Raw genomic sequence first — 14,378 nt, forward strand, 5'->3', positions numbered from 1 at the left:
GTGTTAAGCACGCCGCCAGCGTTCATCCTGAGCCAGGATCAAACTCTCTGATAAAGTGTTTGATGTACTCAAGACAACCAACTAGCTTAGTTATCTCTCGTCATTACTGTTATAAAAAGTTCATTCTTTTGAATGATGATTCGTTAAGAATTTTCGAGAATCGTATGTGTTTCACTGTTTAGTTATCAAGGTTGTTTCGCTGTCAGCTCTTTGCGACAGCTTGTTTATTTTACCTCATCTCTTTTCGTTTGTCAAGAACTTTTTTAAGTTTTTTCAAAACTTTTTTCGATGAAGTTTTTGTCTTTGTTGACGACTTTTCTACTTTATCATAAGTAGGAAGCTTTGTCAACTACTTTTTTTAATTTTTATAGATTTTCTAAAATCTATAAAAATTAAAAACGGAGAAGGAGGGATTTGAACCCTCGCGCCGCGTTAGCGACCTATACCCTTAGCAGGGGCACCTCTTCGGCCTCTTGAGTACTTCTCCAGTCTCCGAACTACTTAACCAATGTTAAATTGTGGAGTTGCGCGTTTTTCATAGCGCATTTGTTATTATACTTAAAAGGTTACTTCTTGTCAACAGCTTTTTTCTAATTTTTTTTATTTTTTCACCAATTTTATTCAGTGTGCTTTTTTCGGCTGACAGGAAGGCCTTTCAGTGTTTTTCATTTGCCTGAATTGTCTCTTCAATTCTGCGTTTTACCTCTGCTGCAATCTCAGTTGATTTCATATCTTTATATTCTTCGTATTCCATTGGTTTTAAGAAATGCACCTGAACATCCAACTTCTTCGCTGAGCCAGTATCGAACGCTTTATAAGAATCGATTAATGCAACAGGTACGATCGGGCATTTTGCTTTCATAGCCGCTTTAAAGCTTCCGCCCTTAAATTCCTGCGGATGATTTCCATTCTTACTTCTGGTTCCTTCCGCAAAAATAAGATAGTTTCTTCCAGCCTTTACTTCCTTGGTCACATTGATGATCACCTGCATAGACTGTTTGATATCTTCTCTATCAATAAGAAATGCCTTCATGCATGCAAAAACCTGTTTTAAAAATGGAACATTTCCAACTTCTTTCTTCGCTACTACAGAAAAAGGTACCGGACACACCTCCATTATGGCTAAAACATCATACAACCCCTGATGATTGGGATAAAACATAAACCCATTTTGTGAAGGTATATTTTCTACTCCATGGGCATCTATATGGAGATTCCCCCCTCGATTGGCTGCATGATCAATTTTTTTCAACATGGCATAACGTTGTTCTTCCGTGTATTTATCCACATGTGCAGCATACCAGTTCAACATGATCCAGTAATATGGTACAAACAAAATATTCTTTAATACCATTACAATAATTCTTTTCATCTTCAAGCTCCTTTCACTTCTAAAACGGACATGTCGCCTATCGGCAATATCACCATAATGGCAAAAGGCCGCTGCAAGATTCAAATATCCTGCAGCAGCCTCCTCTTTTACTCTGCGTTCAGCTTATTCGCAATTTTTTCTTCATATCCCGGATTCTTTTTTATAAATACATTGTATGCCTTTGTATAACTCTTGTAAGTATCTGTAGTCATAAACTTGGCATAATCTGTGGCCGCCTGATCTCTCAGTTCATCTGTAATATCAGATGGCGGCATTACATAGTATTTATTATCTTTTTTCTCCACCATATAGGTTCCAACGCAAGGATATTCCTGCTCATTTTCCAATACCAGGTTATAGGTAATGTATACATAAGTATAATTTCCATTTTCGGAAAGCTTGTCGCTTCCTTCAATCTTCACCTTGGTTGGCTTATGAGCTTCAAAATACTTTAAGGTAGCGTCAATTTCGCTCTGAAGAAGCTCATTGGTGTCCTTATTACCATTCTGGGAATAACACTGCTTCACCTTTTTCTCGCTTCCGCTCACATAATTTTTTATGAGAGCTTCCACTACTCCCTCCGGAGACTTATGATTTACGCCGCATCCGGACATCACCAGCACAAGTGCCAGTGCAATGCCCAGGATCCATATTCTTTTTTTCTTTTCCATCTCTTTACAGATTCCTTTTATTCTTCTTCATCTGTATCCTGTGAGTCTTCTTCTGCAAAAACCTCTTCTGCTTCTTCAGTTGTTTCCTCACTGCTGCCTTCTGCAGGGGTTTCCTCTACCTTTTCGCGCACTTTGGCAACGCTTGCCACAGTAACACCTTCATCCAGATTGATCAGCTTCACTCCGGAAGTGATCCTTCCAAGAATGGAAATTCCTGCACAGGTGATACGGATGATGATTCCCTCTGTGGTGATCATCATGATCTCGTTTTCTTCATTCACAGCCTTAGCGCCAATTACATTGCCGGTCTTCTCTGTGATCTTGTAGCACTTCACGCCTTTACCGCCACGGTTCTGGCAGGTAAACTCGCTCATGGCAGTACGTTTACCCATACCATTCTCAGATACTACAAGCAGATAATCTCCCTGAGAGTTCAGCTGCATTGCTACCACTTCATCACCCGGATCAAGGTTCATACCACGTACACCCATAGAGCTTCTTCCAGTACTTCTTACATCAGTTTCCTTGAAGCGGATGCACATACCGTCTTTGGTTACCAGCATAATATCCTTGGTATCGTCTGTAGCTTTTACTTCGATCAGCTCATCGTCATCACGGAGTGTGATCGCTACAAGACCAGTCTTACGTACGTTGGCGTATTCTTCCATCGGTGTCTTCTTCACAAGGCCGTTCTTGGTTGCCATAACCAGATATTTGCCTTCTTCGAATTTACGCATAGGAATAACAGCTGTGATACACTCCCCTGGCATAAGCTGCAGAAGGTTTACAATTGCCGTACCTCTTGCAGTTCTTCCTGCCTCCGGGATCTCGTATGCTTTCAGCCTGTATACACGTCCTGTATTGGTAAAGAACATCAGATAATGATGGGTAGTGGTCATCAGCAGCTCTTCGATGTAATCATCATCAATGGTCTGCATTCCCTTGATTCCACGTCCGCCTCTGTTCTGGCTGCGGAAATTATCTACCGTCATTCTCTTGATATAGCCAAGCTTTGTCATAGTGATGACCGTATTTTCCCTTGGAATCAGATCTTCTGTGGAAAGATCATATACGTCATATCCAATGGCAGTTCTTCTCTCATCACCATATTTGTCAGCGATTGCAAGAATCTCTTCCCTTACAACACGAAGAAGGAGATTTCTGTCTGCAAGAATTGCCAGGAATTTTCGGATCTTCTCCTCTAATTCTGCATATTCTGCTTCCAGCTTCTCTCTTTCCAAACCGGTGAGAGCTCTCAGACGCATATCTACAATGGCCTGAGCCTGCACATCTGTCAGCTCAAATCTGTCCATCAATTCCTGCTTCGCAATCTGAACATTGCGGGCAGCACGAATGATCCGGATAACTTCATCGATGTTATCCAGGGCCTTTAACAGACCTTCCAAAATGTGAGCACGTTCCTGTGCTTTATTCAGATCGTATTTGGTTCTTCTGGTAACAACATCTTCCTGATGAGCCAGGTAATGCTCCAGAAGTTCCTTCAGATTCAGTACCTTCGGAACAAGGCTGTCACCCTGCGGTACTACGCAAAGCATGATCACGCCAAAAGTATCCTGCAGCTGGGTATGCTTGTACAGCTGATTCAGCACAACATTTGCATTGGCATCTTTACGCAGATCAATACAAATGCGCATTCCCTCACGGCTGGAATGGTCGTTCAGGTCTGTGATTCCGTCAATCTTTTTGTCACGGACAAGCTCTGCGATTTTCTCGATCAGACGGGCTTTATTTACCAGGTATGGAAGCTCGGTAACGATAATACGGGATTTTCCATTTGGTAAGGTCTCAATATTGGATACTGCACGCACGCGGATCTTGCCGCGGCCTGTGCGGTATGCCTCCTCAATTCCCCTTCTTCCAAGGATCGTGGCTCCTGTAGGGAAATCCGGGCCTTTTACAACATCAAGAAGCTCTTCGATGGTAGTCTCACGCTGCTCCTCGATGGTATTGTCAATGATTTTTACAACAGCATTAATAACCTCACGAAGATTGTGAGGCGGAATATTGGTAGCCATACCAACGGCAATACCTGTAGTACCATTTACCAGAAGGTTCGGGAAACGAGATGGGAGCACCTTCGGCTCTCTTTCTGTCTCATCAAAGTTCGGCTGGAAGTCTACAGTATCTTTGTTAATGTCGGCAAGCATCTCCATGGAAATTTTGCTCAGGCGGGCCTCTGTGTATCGCATAGCAGCTGCGCCGTCGCCGTCCACAGAACCGAAGTTTCCATGTCCGTCAACAAGCGGATAGCGGAAAGACCAGTCCTGCGCCATATTTACAAGTGCTCCATAAATAGAGCTGTCACCATGAGGATGATATTTACCCATGGTATCACCAACGATACGGGCACATTTACGATGTGGCTTATCCGGACCGTTGTTCAATTCGATCATAGAGTACAGCACTCTTCGCTGTACCGGTTTCAAACCATCTCTTACATCTGGAAGTGCTCTTGAGGCAATAACGCTCATGGCATATTCGATGTAAGATTCTTTCATGGTTTTCTCCAGATCCACCTCATGGACCTGGTCAAAAATCTTGTCATCCATATTGTTCTATCTCCCCTAGATATCCAGATTCTTTACAAAGCGTGCGTTCTCTTCGATAAATTCGCGTCGTGGTTCTACCTTGTCACCCATAAGTGTGGTAAATACAAGGTCAATTTCGGAGGTCGCAGCCTCGTCCATTGTAACACGGAGAAGGATACGCTTCTCAGGATCCATGGTAGTCTCCCAAAGCTGCTCTGCATCCATCTCTCCCAGACCTTTGTAACGCTGGATCTTATTGTTGGAGTCTCGTCCTATTTCTGTAAGGATGGCGTTCAGCTCATCGTCATCATAAGCGTACCATACCTTCTTGTTCTTCTCGATCTTGTAAAGAGGCGGCTGTGCCAGATATACATAGCCCTGCTTGATCAGTTCCGGCATAAATCTGTACAGGAAAGTAAGCAGCAGTGTGGCAATGTGGGCACCATCAACATCGGCATCAGTCATGATGATGATCTTGTGATATCTCAGCTTGGAAATATCAAAGTCGTCATGGATACCAGTACCAAATGCAGTAATCATAGCCTTGATTTCTTTGTTTGCATAAATCTTGTCCAGACGTGCCTTCTCTACATTCAGGATCTTTCCACGAAGAGGAAGGATCGCCTGTGTAGCACGATTACGGGCTGTCTTCGCAGAACCACCCGCAGAATCTCCCTCTACGATGTAGATCTCGCAGTTCTCCGGATTCTTATCTGAGCAGTCCGCAAGCTTGCCAGGAAGGGACATGCTGTCCAGAGCAGACTTTCTTCTGGTAAGGTCTCTGGCCTTACGTGCTGCTTCTCTGGCTCTCTGGGCAAGTACAGACTTCTCTACGGTTGCCTTGGCTACAGCAGGGTTCTGTTCCAGGAAAATCTCTAGCTGTTTGCTTACAACGCTGTCTACAGCGCCTCTGGCCTCGCTGTTGCCAAGTTTCTGCTTGGTCTGGCCTTCAAACTGGGGATTGCCGATCTTAACGCTGACAATGGCTGTCAGACCCTCTCGGATGTCATCACCGGAAAGGTTTGGCTCGCTGTCCTTGAGAAGCTTATTCTTTCTGGCGTAATCGTTAAATGTGTTTGTAATGGCGTTTCTGAAGCCGGTGATATGGGTACCGCCCTCAGGGGTGTTGATATTATTTACAAATCCGTAAGTATTCTCTGTGTAAGAGTCATTATGCTGCATGGCTACCTCAACAGCCACACCGTCCTTCTCGCCCTCACAGTAAATGATCTCCGGATAAAGAGCCTCTTTACTTCTGTTCAGATAAGTTACGAACTCGCGGATACCACCTTCGTAGTGGAAGGTCTTCTCCCGCTCCATGCCCTCTCGCTTGTCTACAAGAATGATCTTCAGTCCTTTGGTAAGGAATGCCATCTCACGGAGACGCTGTTTCAGGATATCGTAATCGTATACGGTCTCCTCGAAGATCTGCTTATCTGGAAGGAAGGTAACGGTAGTTCCTGTGGCGTCACCGCATTCTCCCACCTCGCGTAGCGGGTACATTGTCTTACCGCGCTCGTAGCGCTGCTCATATCTCTTTCCATCTCTGCAGATTGATACTTCAAGCCACTCAGACAGTGCGTTAACAACTGACGCACCTACACCGTGAAGACCACCGGATACCTTGTATCCTCCACCGCCGAATTTACCGCCTGCATGAAGAATGGTAAATACTACCTCAACAGCCGGGATACCAGCTTTATGATTGATTCCTACCGGGATGCCTCGTCCGTTATCTACAACTGTGATGGAGTTATCAGGATTGATTGCCACATTTATTTCTGTACAATAACCGGCCAGTGCCTCATCTACGGCATTGTCCACGATCTCGTATACAAGATGATGAAGACCGCGGCTGGATGTACTTCCAATGTACATACCCGGTCTCTTACGTACGGCTTCCAGGCCCTCCAGAATCTGGATTTGGTCCGCTCCGTATTCCGTATTTGTTTCGCCCATGATATTCCTCCTGTTATGATCTATTTAAAACTCACAGGAACTTACGGCTCTTTTCTGCTGCCGGATCTTGTTCCTGTTTTTGCGCATAAAAATACAAATTTATTATAGCACAAAATCCCCGTTTTTGCCAGTCAAAAGCCATTTCCAGATGTAAAAAAAACGGCGTATTTTCAACGAATATCCGTCAAAAATACGCCTTATCCCACCCTGTTTGTCTGCTTATCAGGAATAACACCTGCCAGAACTGTTTTTTCTCTATTTTTGCACCAAAAGCGCCTGGTAAATATCTCTTTTTGTCACGCCGCGGTCCTTTGCAACCATCTTCATTGCCTCTTTGCGCGCGATTCCCTGGTTCTCATAAATCGCCATATGTTCCTCAATGGAAATGTCCTTCCAGGATTCCTGTGACTCCTGCTCCATTTCCTTTCGGCTTCTTCCCTCGATTACCAGAACACATTCCCCAAGGGGCTTCTGATCCTTGTAAAAAGCGATCAGATCTTCTATAGTGGTCCGAAATGCAGTCTCGTGCTTCTTGGTAAGCTCGCGGCAAAGTGTCATCCTGCGATTTCCAAGAGCCTGGTACAACTCCTGCAGGGTACCAACCAGGTGATGGGGTGCCTCGTAAAGAATGATGGTGCGGGTTTCGTTTTTTAACTCTTCCAGAATGGCTTTCCGCTCTTTTTTATCCGGGGGCAAAAAGGCCTCGAATGCAAATCTGCGGGTGGAAAGTCCGGACAGGGTAAGGGCTGTGATACATGCTGCCGGGCCTGGAAGAGAAGTTACTTCGATTCCGGCATCGTAACACATGGCAGCCAGTACTTCCCCTGGATCAGAAATTCCAGGCGTTCCCGCATCTGTGATCAGTGCCACATTCAGTCCTGCCTGCATTTTCTCAATGAGGGTGTAGGCTTTCTCCACTTTATTGTACTCATGGTAGCTGGTCATGGGGGTTTTGATGTCAAAATGATTGAGAAGCTTGATGCTGTTGCGGGTGTCTTCCGCAGCGATCAGGTCCACTTCTTTCAGAACACGGAGCACGCGAAGCGTAATATCCTCCAGGTTTCCGATTGGTGTGGCACATAAATATAATTTACCACTCATGATTTTTCTCCCTTCTGCAATCTACACCATATCATACATTTCCAGAATCTCCTTGGTATAAACGCCCGGCTTCTCGTACACGATCAGCGGTCTTTCCACGGTGATACGGGAATTTCCGCCTTTCAGAGCCTCTATCAGCACCATATTAGGCTCCCGGTCAATGTATGGGTAAACAAGCTGCATGCGCTTAGGCTCCAGCTTATATTTCGTCAGAACATTCATAATTTCTGTCAGTCTGAACGGTCTGTGCACCATGTAAAAACGGCCTCTGTCTCCAAGAAGCTTCGACGCCTGGCTTACCACATCCTCCAGTGTACAGAGGATCTCATGTCTGGCAATGGCCTTTGGCATGTGCGGATTGGTCAGTCCATGCTGCCCGATCATGTAAGGCGGATTGCATGTGACAACATGAAAAGAAGCTGCCCCGAAAATGCTGACAGCCTCCTTAATATCACCTTGTCTGATACTGACCCTGTCCTCCAGGTTATTGTACTTTACACTTCTTCCTGCCATTTCGGCACATTCTTCCTGGATCTCCAGACCTGTGAAATGCTCTCCTTGAGTCTTTGAGGCAAGGAGTACCGGAATAATACCGGTTCCGGTTCCCATATCCAGAACCTTTTCTCCTTTCTTCACCCTGGCAAATCCAGACAAAAGAACAGCGTCCATACCGAAGCAGAATTTCTGGGGATCCTGAATAATGTAATATCCATTCTGCAGGTCATCTACCCGTTCGTTCTCCTTCACAAGATCATTAATCATTTAATTTGGAATCTCCCTTTTTATCTTCCAGATCCTGCAGTTCCTTTAATTCCTGTTCGGAAACCTTGACTTTCTTTTTCTTGGAACGGAATTTCAGTTCTCCTACAGGGAATTCCTGGATTTCCTTCTCGTCACCGATCTCTACCACTACCTTTACCAGCTGGCGAAGTACATTTACACTCTGTACATTGCCCTGGATTCCATCTGGAGTGGTTACTGTATCACCGATTCCCGGAAGTCTGCGGTTCAGCTCCTCGTAGGTCTCCTGCTCGTTCTTCAGACAGCACATCAGTCTTCCGCATACGCCGGAAATCTTGGTCTGGTTCAGAGAAAGATTCTGCTCCTTAGCCATACGGATAGATACTGGTGCAAACTCGGAAAGATAGGTATGGCAGCAGAGGCATCTGCCGCAGATACCAATTCCTCCAAGAATCTTGGTCTCATCTCTTACACCGATCTGGCGAAGCTCGATCCTTGTTTTGAAAATAGATGCCAGATCCTTTACCAGCTGACGGAAATCGATCCTGCCGTCTGCGGTAAAGTAAAACAGCACTTTATTATTATCAAAAGTATACTCTGCATCGATCAGCTTCATCTCAAGCCCATGCTCGCGGATCTTCTTCTGGCAGATCTTGAAAGCATCCTTCTCACGCTCTCTGTTATACTTCTCTCTGTCGTCGTCATCCTGGGTAGCCACGCGAAGCACTTCCTTCAGAGGATGTACTACCTGATCGTCGGCTACTTCCTTAGGTGCAAGCACCACCTTTCCATACTCCACACCACGGGCGGTTTCCACGATCACATGATCGCCCGGTTTTACTTTATATTTCTTCGGATTGAAGTAATAGATCTTACCTACATTCCGAAATCTTACGCCTACTACTTTTGCCATTCTATTTCTCCCTGATCGTAAGGAACAGAAGCTCAAGAGCAAGTTCTGTATTTACATTGGCGCGAAGACGTACCTTGGTCTTCTCCAGTGCATCCAGAATCTTCTCCATATTCTCGTAGGAACGCTGGCTTGCCTGTTCCCTTATATAATTTATTTCCTGTTTGAACACAAGATTATCAACTTCCCGTGTAGCCTTAAACATCAATACATCACGGAACCAGAACTGGAAAAGGTCCAGATAATCGCTGATGTTCTGCTTGTCATTGGAAAGCTCTTTGATCGCCTCTGTAAGCTCATATACTTCCATACCGTCTGCATTCTTCAGAATACGGAGGGCATTCTGTGTCATGTCTGCAAAATCCTGGGAAGTCGCTGCCTGTTTTGCTCTGCCGATACTGCCATGCGCAAAGGAAGCGTCGATCTCTGCCTGATAATCCGGTACGTGAAGGTGCTCCATCAGATATTTCTTCACCAGACCGTCGTCTACTACTTTCAGATCCAGACGTACACATCTGGAACGGATGGTAGGCAGCAGAGAGTCGATATTGCTTGTAAGAAGCATGATAACTGCATATTCCGGCGGCTCTTCAATGGTTTTCAGAAGAGCATTCTGCGCCTGGGGATTCATCAGCTCTGCATTTGCCACAATATAGATCTTATATGGGCTGCAGTATGGCTTGATATCCACATCATTGATAACCTGTTCCCTGATCTCGTCAATTGTAATCACATTTGGCTTCTCATGGGTTACCATAATGATATCCGGGTGATTCTTGCCGATTGCCTTCTTACAGGAATCACAATGTCCACAAGGCTCTGTACCGCCTTCTTCGCACTGTAATGTCATGGCATAAGTTCCTGCCAGCAGTTTCTTTCCAGAACCAGGGTCACCTGTAAAAATATACGAATGGGACACTTTCTCCGTCTGTATGGCATTCTTCAAATGTCTGATTATCTCTTCATGTCCTATAATGTCGTTAAACCCTAACATCGGAATCACCTCACCCTATCATTTTCGCTATTGTCAAAGGCTGCTGTCCGCGGCCTCCTCTACAGCTTATTTTGTACGAATACGCTCTAAATGTATTCCTCTTAATTCTATCATGTACGACAAAATCATGCTATAGTTTTTTGTGAATTTATTCTGAAAACCTGATTAAGAATGTGTGTACAATGCTATATATTCATTTTCTTATCCGCTAAACGGATCTGTCGCCTGCCAGCGACATCACCATATATGAAAGTCAGCTATTCCGCGGCTATGGCGCCTTCACAGCGCCGACCGCATATGCTTTGCATTTTACGATTGTCTGATATATCCCGCAATTTCCTCCACACATTCCTCTAAATCAACATTCTGAAACCTTCTCGTAATTCCCGCAGCAGCAATTTTCTCTTCGGAAAAGTCCTCCTGGTCTGCAAGAAATCTCCGGCACATTTCCTCGTAACGGGGGATTTCCTGGCTGCACTCTCTTTTCAGGGCTCTTGCAAGGCGCTCTCCATCCTCCACCTCAATGTAAACCGGGCAGACTGCCTCTTTCCCATAGTATTCTCTCATTTTCACATAAGATTCCAAAGTACCGATTCCCAGATAATCAGATTCTTCCAGATCCACCTGACCATCATCTGCTGTAAAATAAGTCCAGATTCCATGCACCGTATGGTAAGCTCTTTCCTCGATCAGATTGCCGCGGCTGCGAAACTCCTCCAGCTTCTTATCATCTACGAAATAGTATTGTTTGCCGTTCTCTTCCTCTGCCCGGATGGGGCGGGTGGTATAGAGAACCAGCTTTTTCAGGTGGAGCTCTTCATGTGCCGCAAGCCTGGCATAAATGTGGTCCTTGCCGGACGCACTTTTTCCCATAATGTAAAATATTTTTCCCATAATGTATCAGGCAGGGGGATTAATCCTCTGCCTGCTCCTTTACTACGCTTATTGTTTCGTTCTTCTCTCCGCAAAGACCGTGAAGGTTCAGGCCCTGCTCCATGTATCTTCTCACATTCCTTGTAAAAAGTCCAGTGATCTGTTCGCCGGGCACTATAATGGGAATTCCCGGCGGATAAATATATACAAATTCTGCGGCGATCTTGCCTACACTTTCTTCCAGAAGGCAAAGCTGGGCGGGGGCATCCATTGCCTGGGAAATAGACATGAGCTGCTTCATAGGACCGCACTTACAGGTAGATTTTCCGTTTCGCAGGTCACCACTGCGGTTATCTTTTTTGTCACAACCTTCACAATCATTCGTATTACATTTAACGCAGTTCTGATTTTCCAGCTCTGCTGCATCTTCTAAATTCTCAACGGGTATTTCAGCTGTTATGTCTTTATTTTTCTCTGCCTGCACAGCTTCCTGTCTGTCAATTTCTTCTATGGCTTTGCAAAGTCTCTGGAAACCTTCCCTTGTGTCTCCTACTGCTGCCAGTGCAAGCACATAGTTTTCCGTAGTCATCTCAACTTCCAGATGATAGTTTTCCCGAAGGATCTTAGCAAGTCCAGGCCCATTTAAGCTGCTGTGCAGCGTGGACAGGATCAGCTTCGAGCGGTCATAATCGAATGCTTCCGTACCAGCTGTATCATTTTCTTCGTAAAAATCCTCTCCAGGTGCAGGAACCAGACGAATATATTTACACTTGCCAAGCTGTCTACGGGCGGTTTCCAGATTCTCTGTAAATTCATCAAACAGACGTCCGCTCTCCTTCTCCAGCTTCGCTACGCAGGCATCCAGACTGGACATGAGAATATAAGATGGGCTGCTGGTCTCGTAAATTCCCAGAAATCTGTGGATCAGCTTCTCACTTACCCGGTTGCTGCACAGATGAAGTACAGCAGTCTGCGTCATAGCCGGCAATGTCTTGTGAAAACTCTGGATTACCACATCCGCACCAAGATCTGCTGCTGAAACAGGAAAGTAATTCGAAAATCTGAAATGAGCTCCATGTGCCTCATCCACGATCAGCGGAATCCCGTGGCGGTGAGCGGTCTCTGCAATCTTACGCACATCTGAGACTACACCGTCATAGGTTGGTGAGGTAATCAGAACAGCTTCGATTTTCGGATTCTCTTCCAGACATCTTTCCACACGAGACACGGAAATAGAGCCGTTTATCCCCAAATCGTTGTCAGATTGTGGATAAATGTATGTGGGAACCAGCTCCCGCAGATAAATAGCGTGGTAAACCGCCTTGTGACAGTTTCTTGCCACCAGGATCTGACCGCCTTTTTTCACAGATGCAGAAATAGCGGTGAGAAGCCCGGCTGTGCTTCCGTTCACACTGAAAAAGCTTTTCCTGGTGCCGTACATTCTGGATAAAGCATTCTGTGCCTCAAGTAAAATCCCCTCGGAGTGGTGCAGATCATCAAATCCATCAATCTCCGTAATATCACGTTCAATGGGAAAATCCCCCTCCACACATGCTTTGTTGCGCTTATGTCCAGGCATGTGAAAAGGATAAAAATCAGATTTGCCGTAGTTCTCCAATTCTTTATATAATCTTTCCATTTTACCTCTCATTCATCCGAATCTCTGTCATATGGTTTCTGTAGCGTCTGCTCTGCAATAATATTCCAACAATATTTAAGCAAAATAATATCCATTCACAGCAGTTATTCTGTAACCAGTAATTCCCCATTACGGTTCACTGGTAACCCTGTCACACCTTAAATCTGTAGCCCGTTTGGACCACCCCGGAATCCCTCTTTTTACCACGTTTTTCCTTGGAAAAACCCTTTATTTATGGGAAGAATTCCGCTTTTTTCCTTTTTTTTTTTTTAATCGAATCTTTAACCTTTTTTGTTTTGGTATGTTCTTTGGTAGTTTTTGCAGTAGTTTTTAAAAACTACCAGAATTTTCATCAAATTTCACGTTTTTCAGAAAGTGCTCCGCAAGCATCTGTATTATTACTCTTTTTCAAGTACAAATGAGGATACTATACTTTCCGAAGAACACCCCACTTTGCACTTTACCAGAGCATTAGTCGCAGCGCTGTACCGGCTCCCGATCCGGATCTTTTACAAGCATTTTTTCAGCTCTTGCCTTGTATTCCATGAGCCGGAAAACGTAGTCTGGCATGGATCTTTTTCCAGACTCCCAATCAGTTACTGTACGATACGGGATATCAAAATATTCACAGAATTCTCTTCTGTTCATATTCATACTTTCTCTAAGTGACTTTACTTCCTTCTGAACATCCATGATTATAACCACCTCTATCAATAATAGCTTATCATATGTTATGCATTGCATCAATAGTCATTTTGAAATATTATTCCTTAAAAAGGTAACGCTTTTCCCTTCCATTTTTGAGTTCATGGACAATGGTACCACCTATATAAAAATAGCGCCCACAGAGCCCATTATATGCGGTCTCCGAATGCAAAAAGCGTTGCCTTTATTTCATTCCGGATAAGAAATGTGTCATGCACAGAGGCAGAATCGCTATAATAGATAAATCTGTCTTATTCCTATCAGTCTTGTTATTATTAGTATTATTAGTGTGTTTTCGTGGAGGTCTAGACCTCTATTTTGTGGAGATCTAGATCTCTTTTCTGTGGAGGTCTGGACTATTTTCTGTAGAGGTCTGGATCTCCTTTTTGTGGAGATCAGAAATAATTATCCTTATCATTACCGACTTGATTAAAATAAAGTTGCAGCCATTTCAAAAGCTGTATTCTCTATTCAAAAAATGGGAAGCATTCTCAGCTTCCCAATCGTTAATATTCATCTGCTTACAGCATGTTGTACCATGCCCAGAATGAATTGGAAAAAATCATAATCTTTGATCCGACCCTTTCCGTTCTAAAAGGTGCTTCCTTCAAATACTGATATGCCAGATTTTCTCCAATCCCAAAGATTTCCATCATATCTTTTACCGTAAGAAACAATTTGTTTTTATATTTATCCGGATAATTAATTTCTGCCATTTAACTTGTCTCCTTCCGTTACATTTCTAATATTTTTTGTAACCGCCAAATAATAATGCGGTCAGATATAAAATTACCCCAGCCCTTTGCGAGTTGGAGTAATTCACTATAATTCACATGCGATTTTTGATAGATTGGAGTTTTTCAC

At 44.2% G+C, this 14,378-nt stretch carries 12 protein-coding genes and 1 tRNA gene; all 13 read right to left on the reverse strand.

All coding sequences use genetic code 11. From position 1 onward, the window contains the following. Positions 1 to 399 precede the first annotated feature (399 nt). Positions 400 to 487 (reverse strand) — tRNA-Ser (locus ACTQ50_RS17985). Between the two features lie 168 nt (positions 488 to 655). Next, the gene (locus ACTQ50_RS17990) at positions 656 to 1,372 is read right to left on the reverse strand and encodes a lysophospholipid acyltransferase family protein (RefSeq protein ID WP_441485325.1); all 717 of its coding nucleotides are present in this window, start codon (positions 1,370 to 1,372) and stop codon (positions 656 to 658) included. A gap of 107 nt (positions 1,373 to 1,479) precedes the next feature. After that, positions 1,480 to 2,043: a hypothetical protein gene (locus ACTQ50_RS17995; protein ID WP_441485326.1), complete on the reverse strand. Its 564-nt coding sequence runs from the start codon at positions 2,041 to 2,043 to the stop codon at positions 1,480 to 1,482. A 17-nt stretch (positions 2,044 to 2,060) separates the two neighbouring features. Further along, positions 2,061 to 4,613 (reverse strand): DNA gyrase subunit A, encoded by a 2,553-nt coding sequence (gene gyrA / locus ACTQ50_RS18000; RefSeq protein WP_441485327.1) that lies wholly within the window; start codon positions 4,611 to 4,613, stop codon positions 2,061 to 2,063. A gap of 15 nt (positions 4,614 to 4,628) precedes the next feature. Beyond that, on the reverse strand, positions 4,629 to 6,551 hold the full coding sequence (gene gyrB / locus ACTQ50_RS18005; RefSeq protein WP_441485328.1) for a DNA topoisomerase (ATP-hydrolyzing) subunit B: 1,923 nt from the start codon (positions 6,549 to 6,551) through the stop codon (positions 4,629 to 4,631). Positions 6,552 to 6,806: 255 nt separating this feature from the next. Beyond that, positions 6,807 to 7,652, reverse strand: coding sequence for a 16S rRNA (cytidine(1402)-2'-O)-methyltransferase (gene rsmI / locus ACTQ50_RS18010; protein WP_441485329.1), 846 nt, complete (start codon positions 7,650 to 7,652; stop codon positions 6,807 to 6,809). Between the two features lie 21 nt (positions 7,653 to 7,673). Beyond that, positions 7,674 to 8,414 (reverse strand): tRNA1(Val) (adenine(37)-N6)-methyltransferase, encoded by a 741-nt coding sequence (locus tag ACTQ50_RS18015; RefSeq protein ID WP_441485330.1) that lies wholly within the window; start codon positions 8,412 to 8,414, stop codon positions 7,674 to 7,676. Further along, on the reverse strand, positions 8,407 to 9,306 hold the full coding sequence (locus ACTQ50_RS18020; RefSeq protein WP_441485331.1) for a PSP1 domain-containing protein: 900 nt from the start codon (positions 9,304 to 9,306) through the stop codon (positions 8,407 to 8,409). The genes ACTQ50_RS18015 and ACTQ50_RS18020 overlap by 8 nt, the downstream gene beginning before the upstream one ends. Position 9,307: 1 nt before the next feature. Then, positions 9,308 to 10,297, reverse strand: a complete 990-nt coding sequence (gene holB / locus ACTQ50_RS18025; protein WP_441485332.1) for a DNA polymerase III subunit delta' — start codon at positions 10,295 to 10,297, stop codon at positions 9,308 to 9,310. A gap of 309 nt (positions 10,298 to 10,606) precedes the next feature. Beyond that, positions 10,607 to 11,191 (reverse strand): guanylate kinase, encoded by a 585-nt coding sequence (locus ACTQ50_RS18030; protein WP_441485333.1) that lies wholly within the window; start codon positions 11,189 to 11,191, stop codon positions 10,607 to 10,609. A gap of 19 nt (positions 11,192 to 11,210) precedes the next feature. Beyond that, positions 11,211 to 12,809: an aminotransferase class I/II-fold pyridoxal phosphate-dependent enzyme gene (locus ACTQ50_RS18035; protein WP_441485334.1), complete on the reverse strand. Its 1,599-nt coding sequence runs from the start codon at positions 12,807 to 12,809 to the stop codon at positions 11,211 to 11,213. A 471-nt stretch (positions 12,810 to 13,280) separates the two neighbouring features. Next, positions 13,281 to 13,502, reverse strand: a complete 222-nt coding sequence (locus ACTQ50_RS18040; RefSeq protein ID WP_441485335.1) for a helix-turn-helix domain-containing protein — start codon at positions 13,500 to 13,502, stop codon at positions 13,281 to 13,283. A gap of 533 nt (positions 13,503 to 14,035) precedes the next feature. After that, positions 14,036 to 14,230: a hypothetical protein gene (locus ACTQ50_RS18045; RefSeq protein WP_441485336.1), complete on the reverse strand. Its 195-nt coding sequence runs from the start codon at positions 14,228 to 14,230 to the stop codon at positions 14,036 to 14,038. Positions 14,231 to 14,378 lie beyond the last annotated feature (148 nt).

This window comes from Blautia sp. Sow4_E7 (assembly GCF_052116245.1).
Classification (GTDB): Bacteria; Bacillota; Clostridia; order Lachnospirales; family Lachnospiraceae; genus Blautia_A.

Bases quoted from the DNA above. Each gene is read 5' to 3' on its own strand.
- ACTQ50_RS17990 (WP_441485325.1), bottom strand. From the start codon at position 1,372: ATGAAAAGAATTATTGTAATGGTATTAAAGAATATTTTGTTTGTACCA.
- ACTQ50_RS17995 (WP_441485326.1), bottom strand. From the start codon at position 2,043: ATGGAAAAGAAAAAAAGAATATGGATCCTGGGCATTGCACTGGCACTT.
- gyrA (WP_441485327.1), bottom strand. From the start codon at position 4,613: ATGGATGACAAGATTTTTGACCAGGTCCATGAGGTGGATCTGGAGAAA.
- gyrB (WP_441485328.1), bottom strand. From the start codon at position 6,551: ATGGGCGAAACAAATACGGAATACGGAGCGGACCAAATCCAGATTCTG.
- rsmI (WP_441485329.1), bottom strand. From the start codon at position 7,652: ATGAGTGGTAAATTATATTTATGTGCCACACCAATCGGAAACCTGGAG.
- ACTQ50_RS18015 (WP_441485330.1), bottom strand. From the start codon at position 8,414: ATGATTAATGATCTTGTGAAGGAGAACGAACGGGTAGATGACCTGCAG.
- ACTQ50_RS18020 (WP_441485331.1), bottom strand. From the start codon at position 9,306: ATGGCAAAAGTAGTAGGCGTAAGATTTCGGAATGTAGGTAAGATCTAT.
- holB (WP_441485332.1), bottom strand. From the start codon at position 10,297: ATGTTAGGGTTTAACGACATTATAGGACATGAAGAGATAATCAGACAT.
- ACTQ50_RS18030 (WP_441485333.1), bottom strand. From the start codon at position 11,191: ATGGGAAAAATATTTTACATTATGGGAAAAAGTGCGTCCGGCAAGGAC.
- ACTQ50_RS18035 (WP_441485334.1), bottom strand. From the start codon at position 12,809: ATGGAAAGATTATATAAAGAATTGGAGAACTACGGCAAATCTGATTTT.
- ACTQ50_RS18040 (WP_441485335.1), bottom strand. From the start codon at position 13,502: ATGGATGTTCAGAAGGAAGTAAAGTCACTTAGAGAAAGTATGAATATG.
- ACTQ50_RS18045 (WP_441485336.1), bottom strand. From the start codon at position 14,230: ATGGCAGAAATTAATTATCCGGATAAATATAAAAACAAATTGTTTCTT.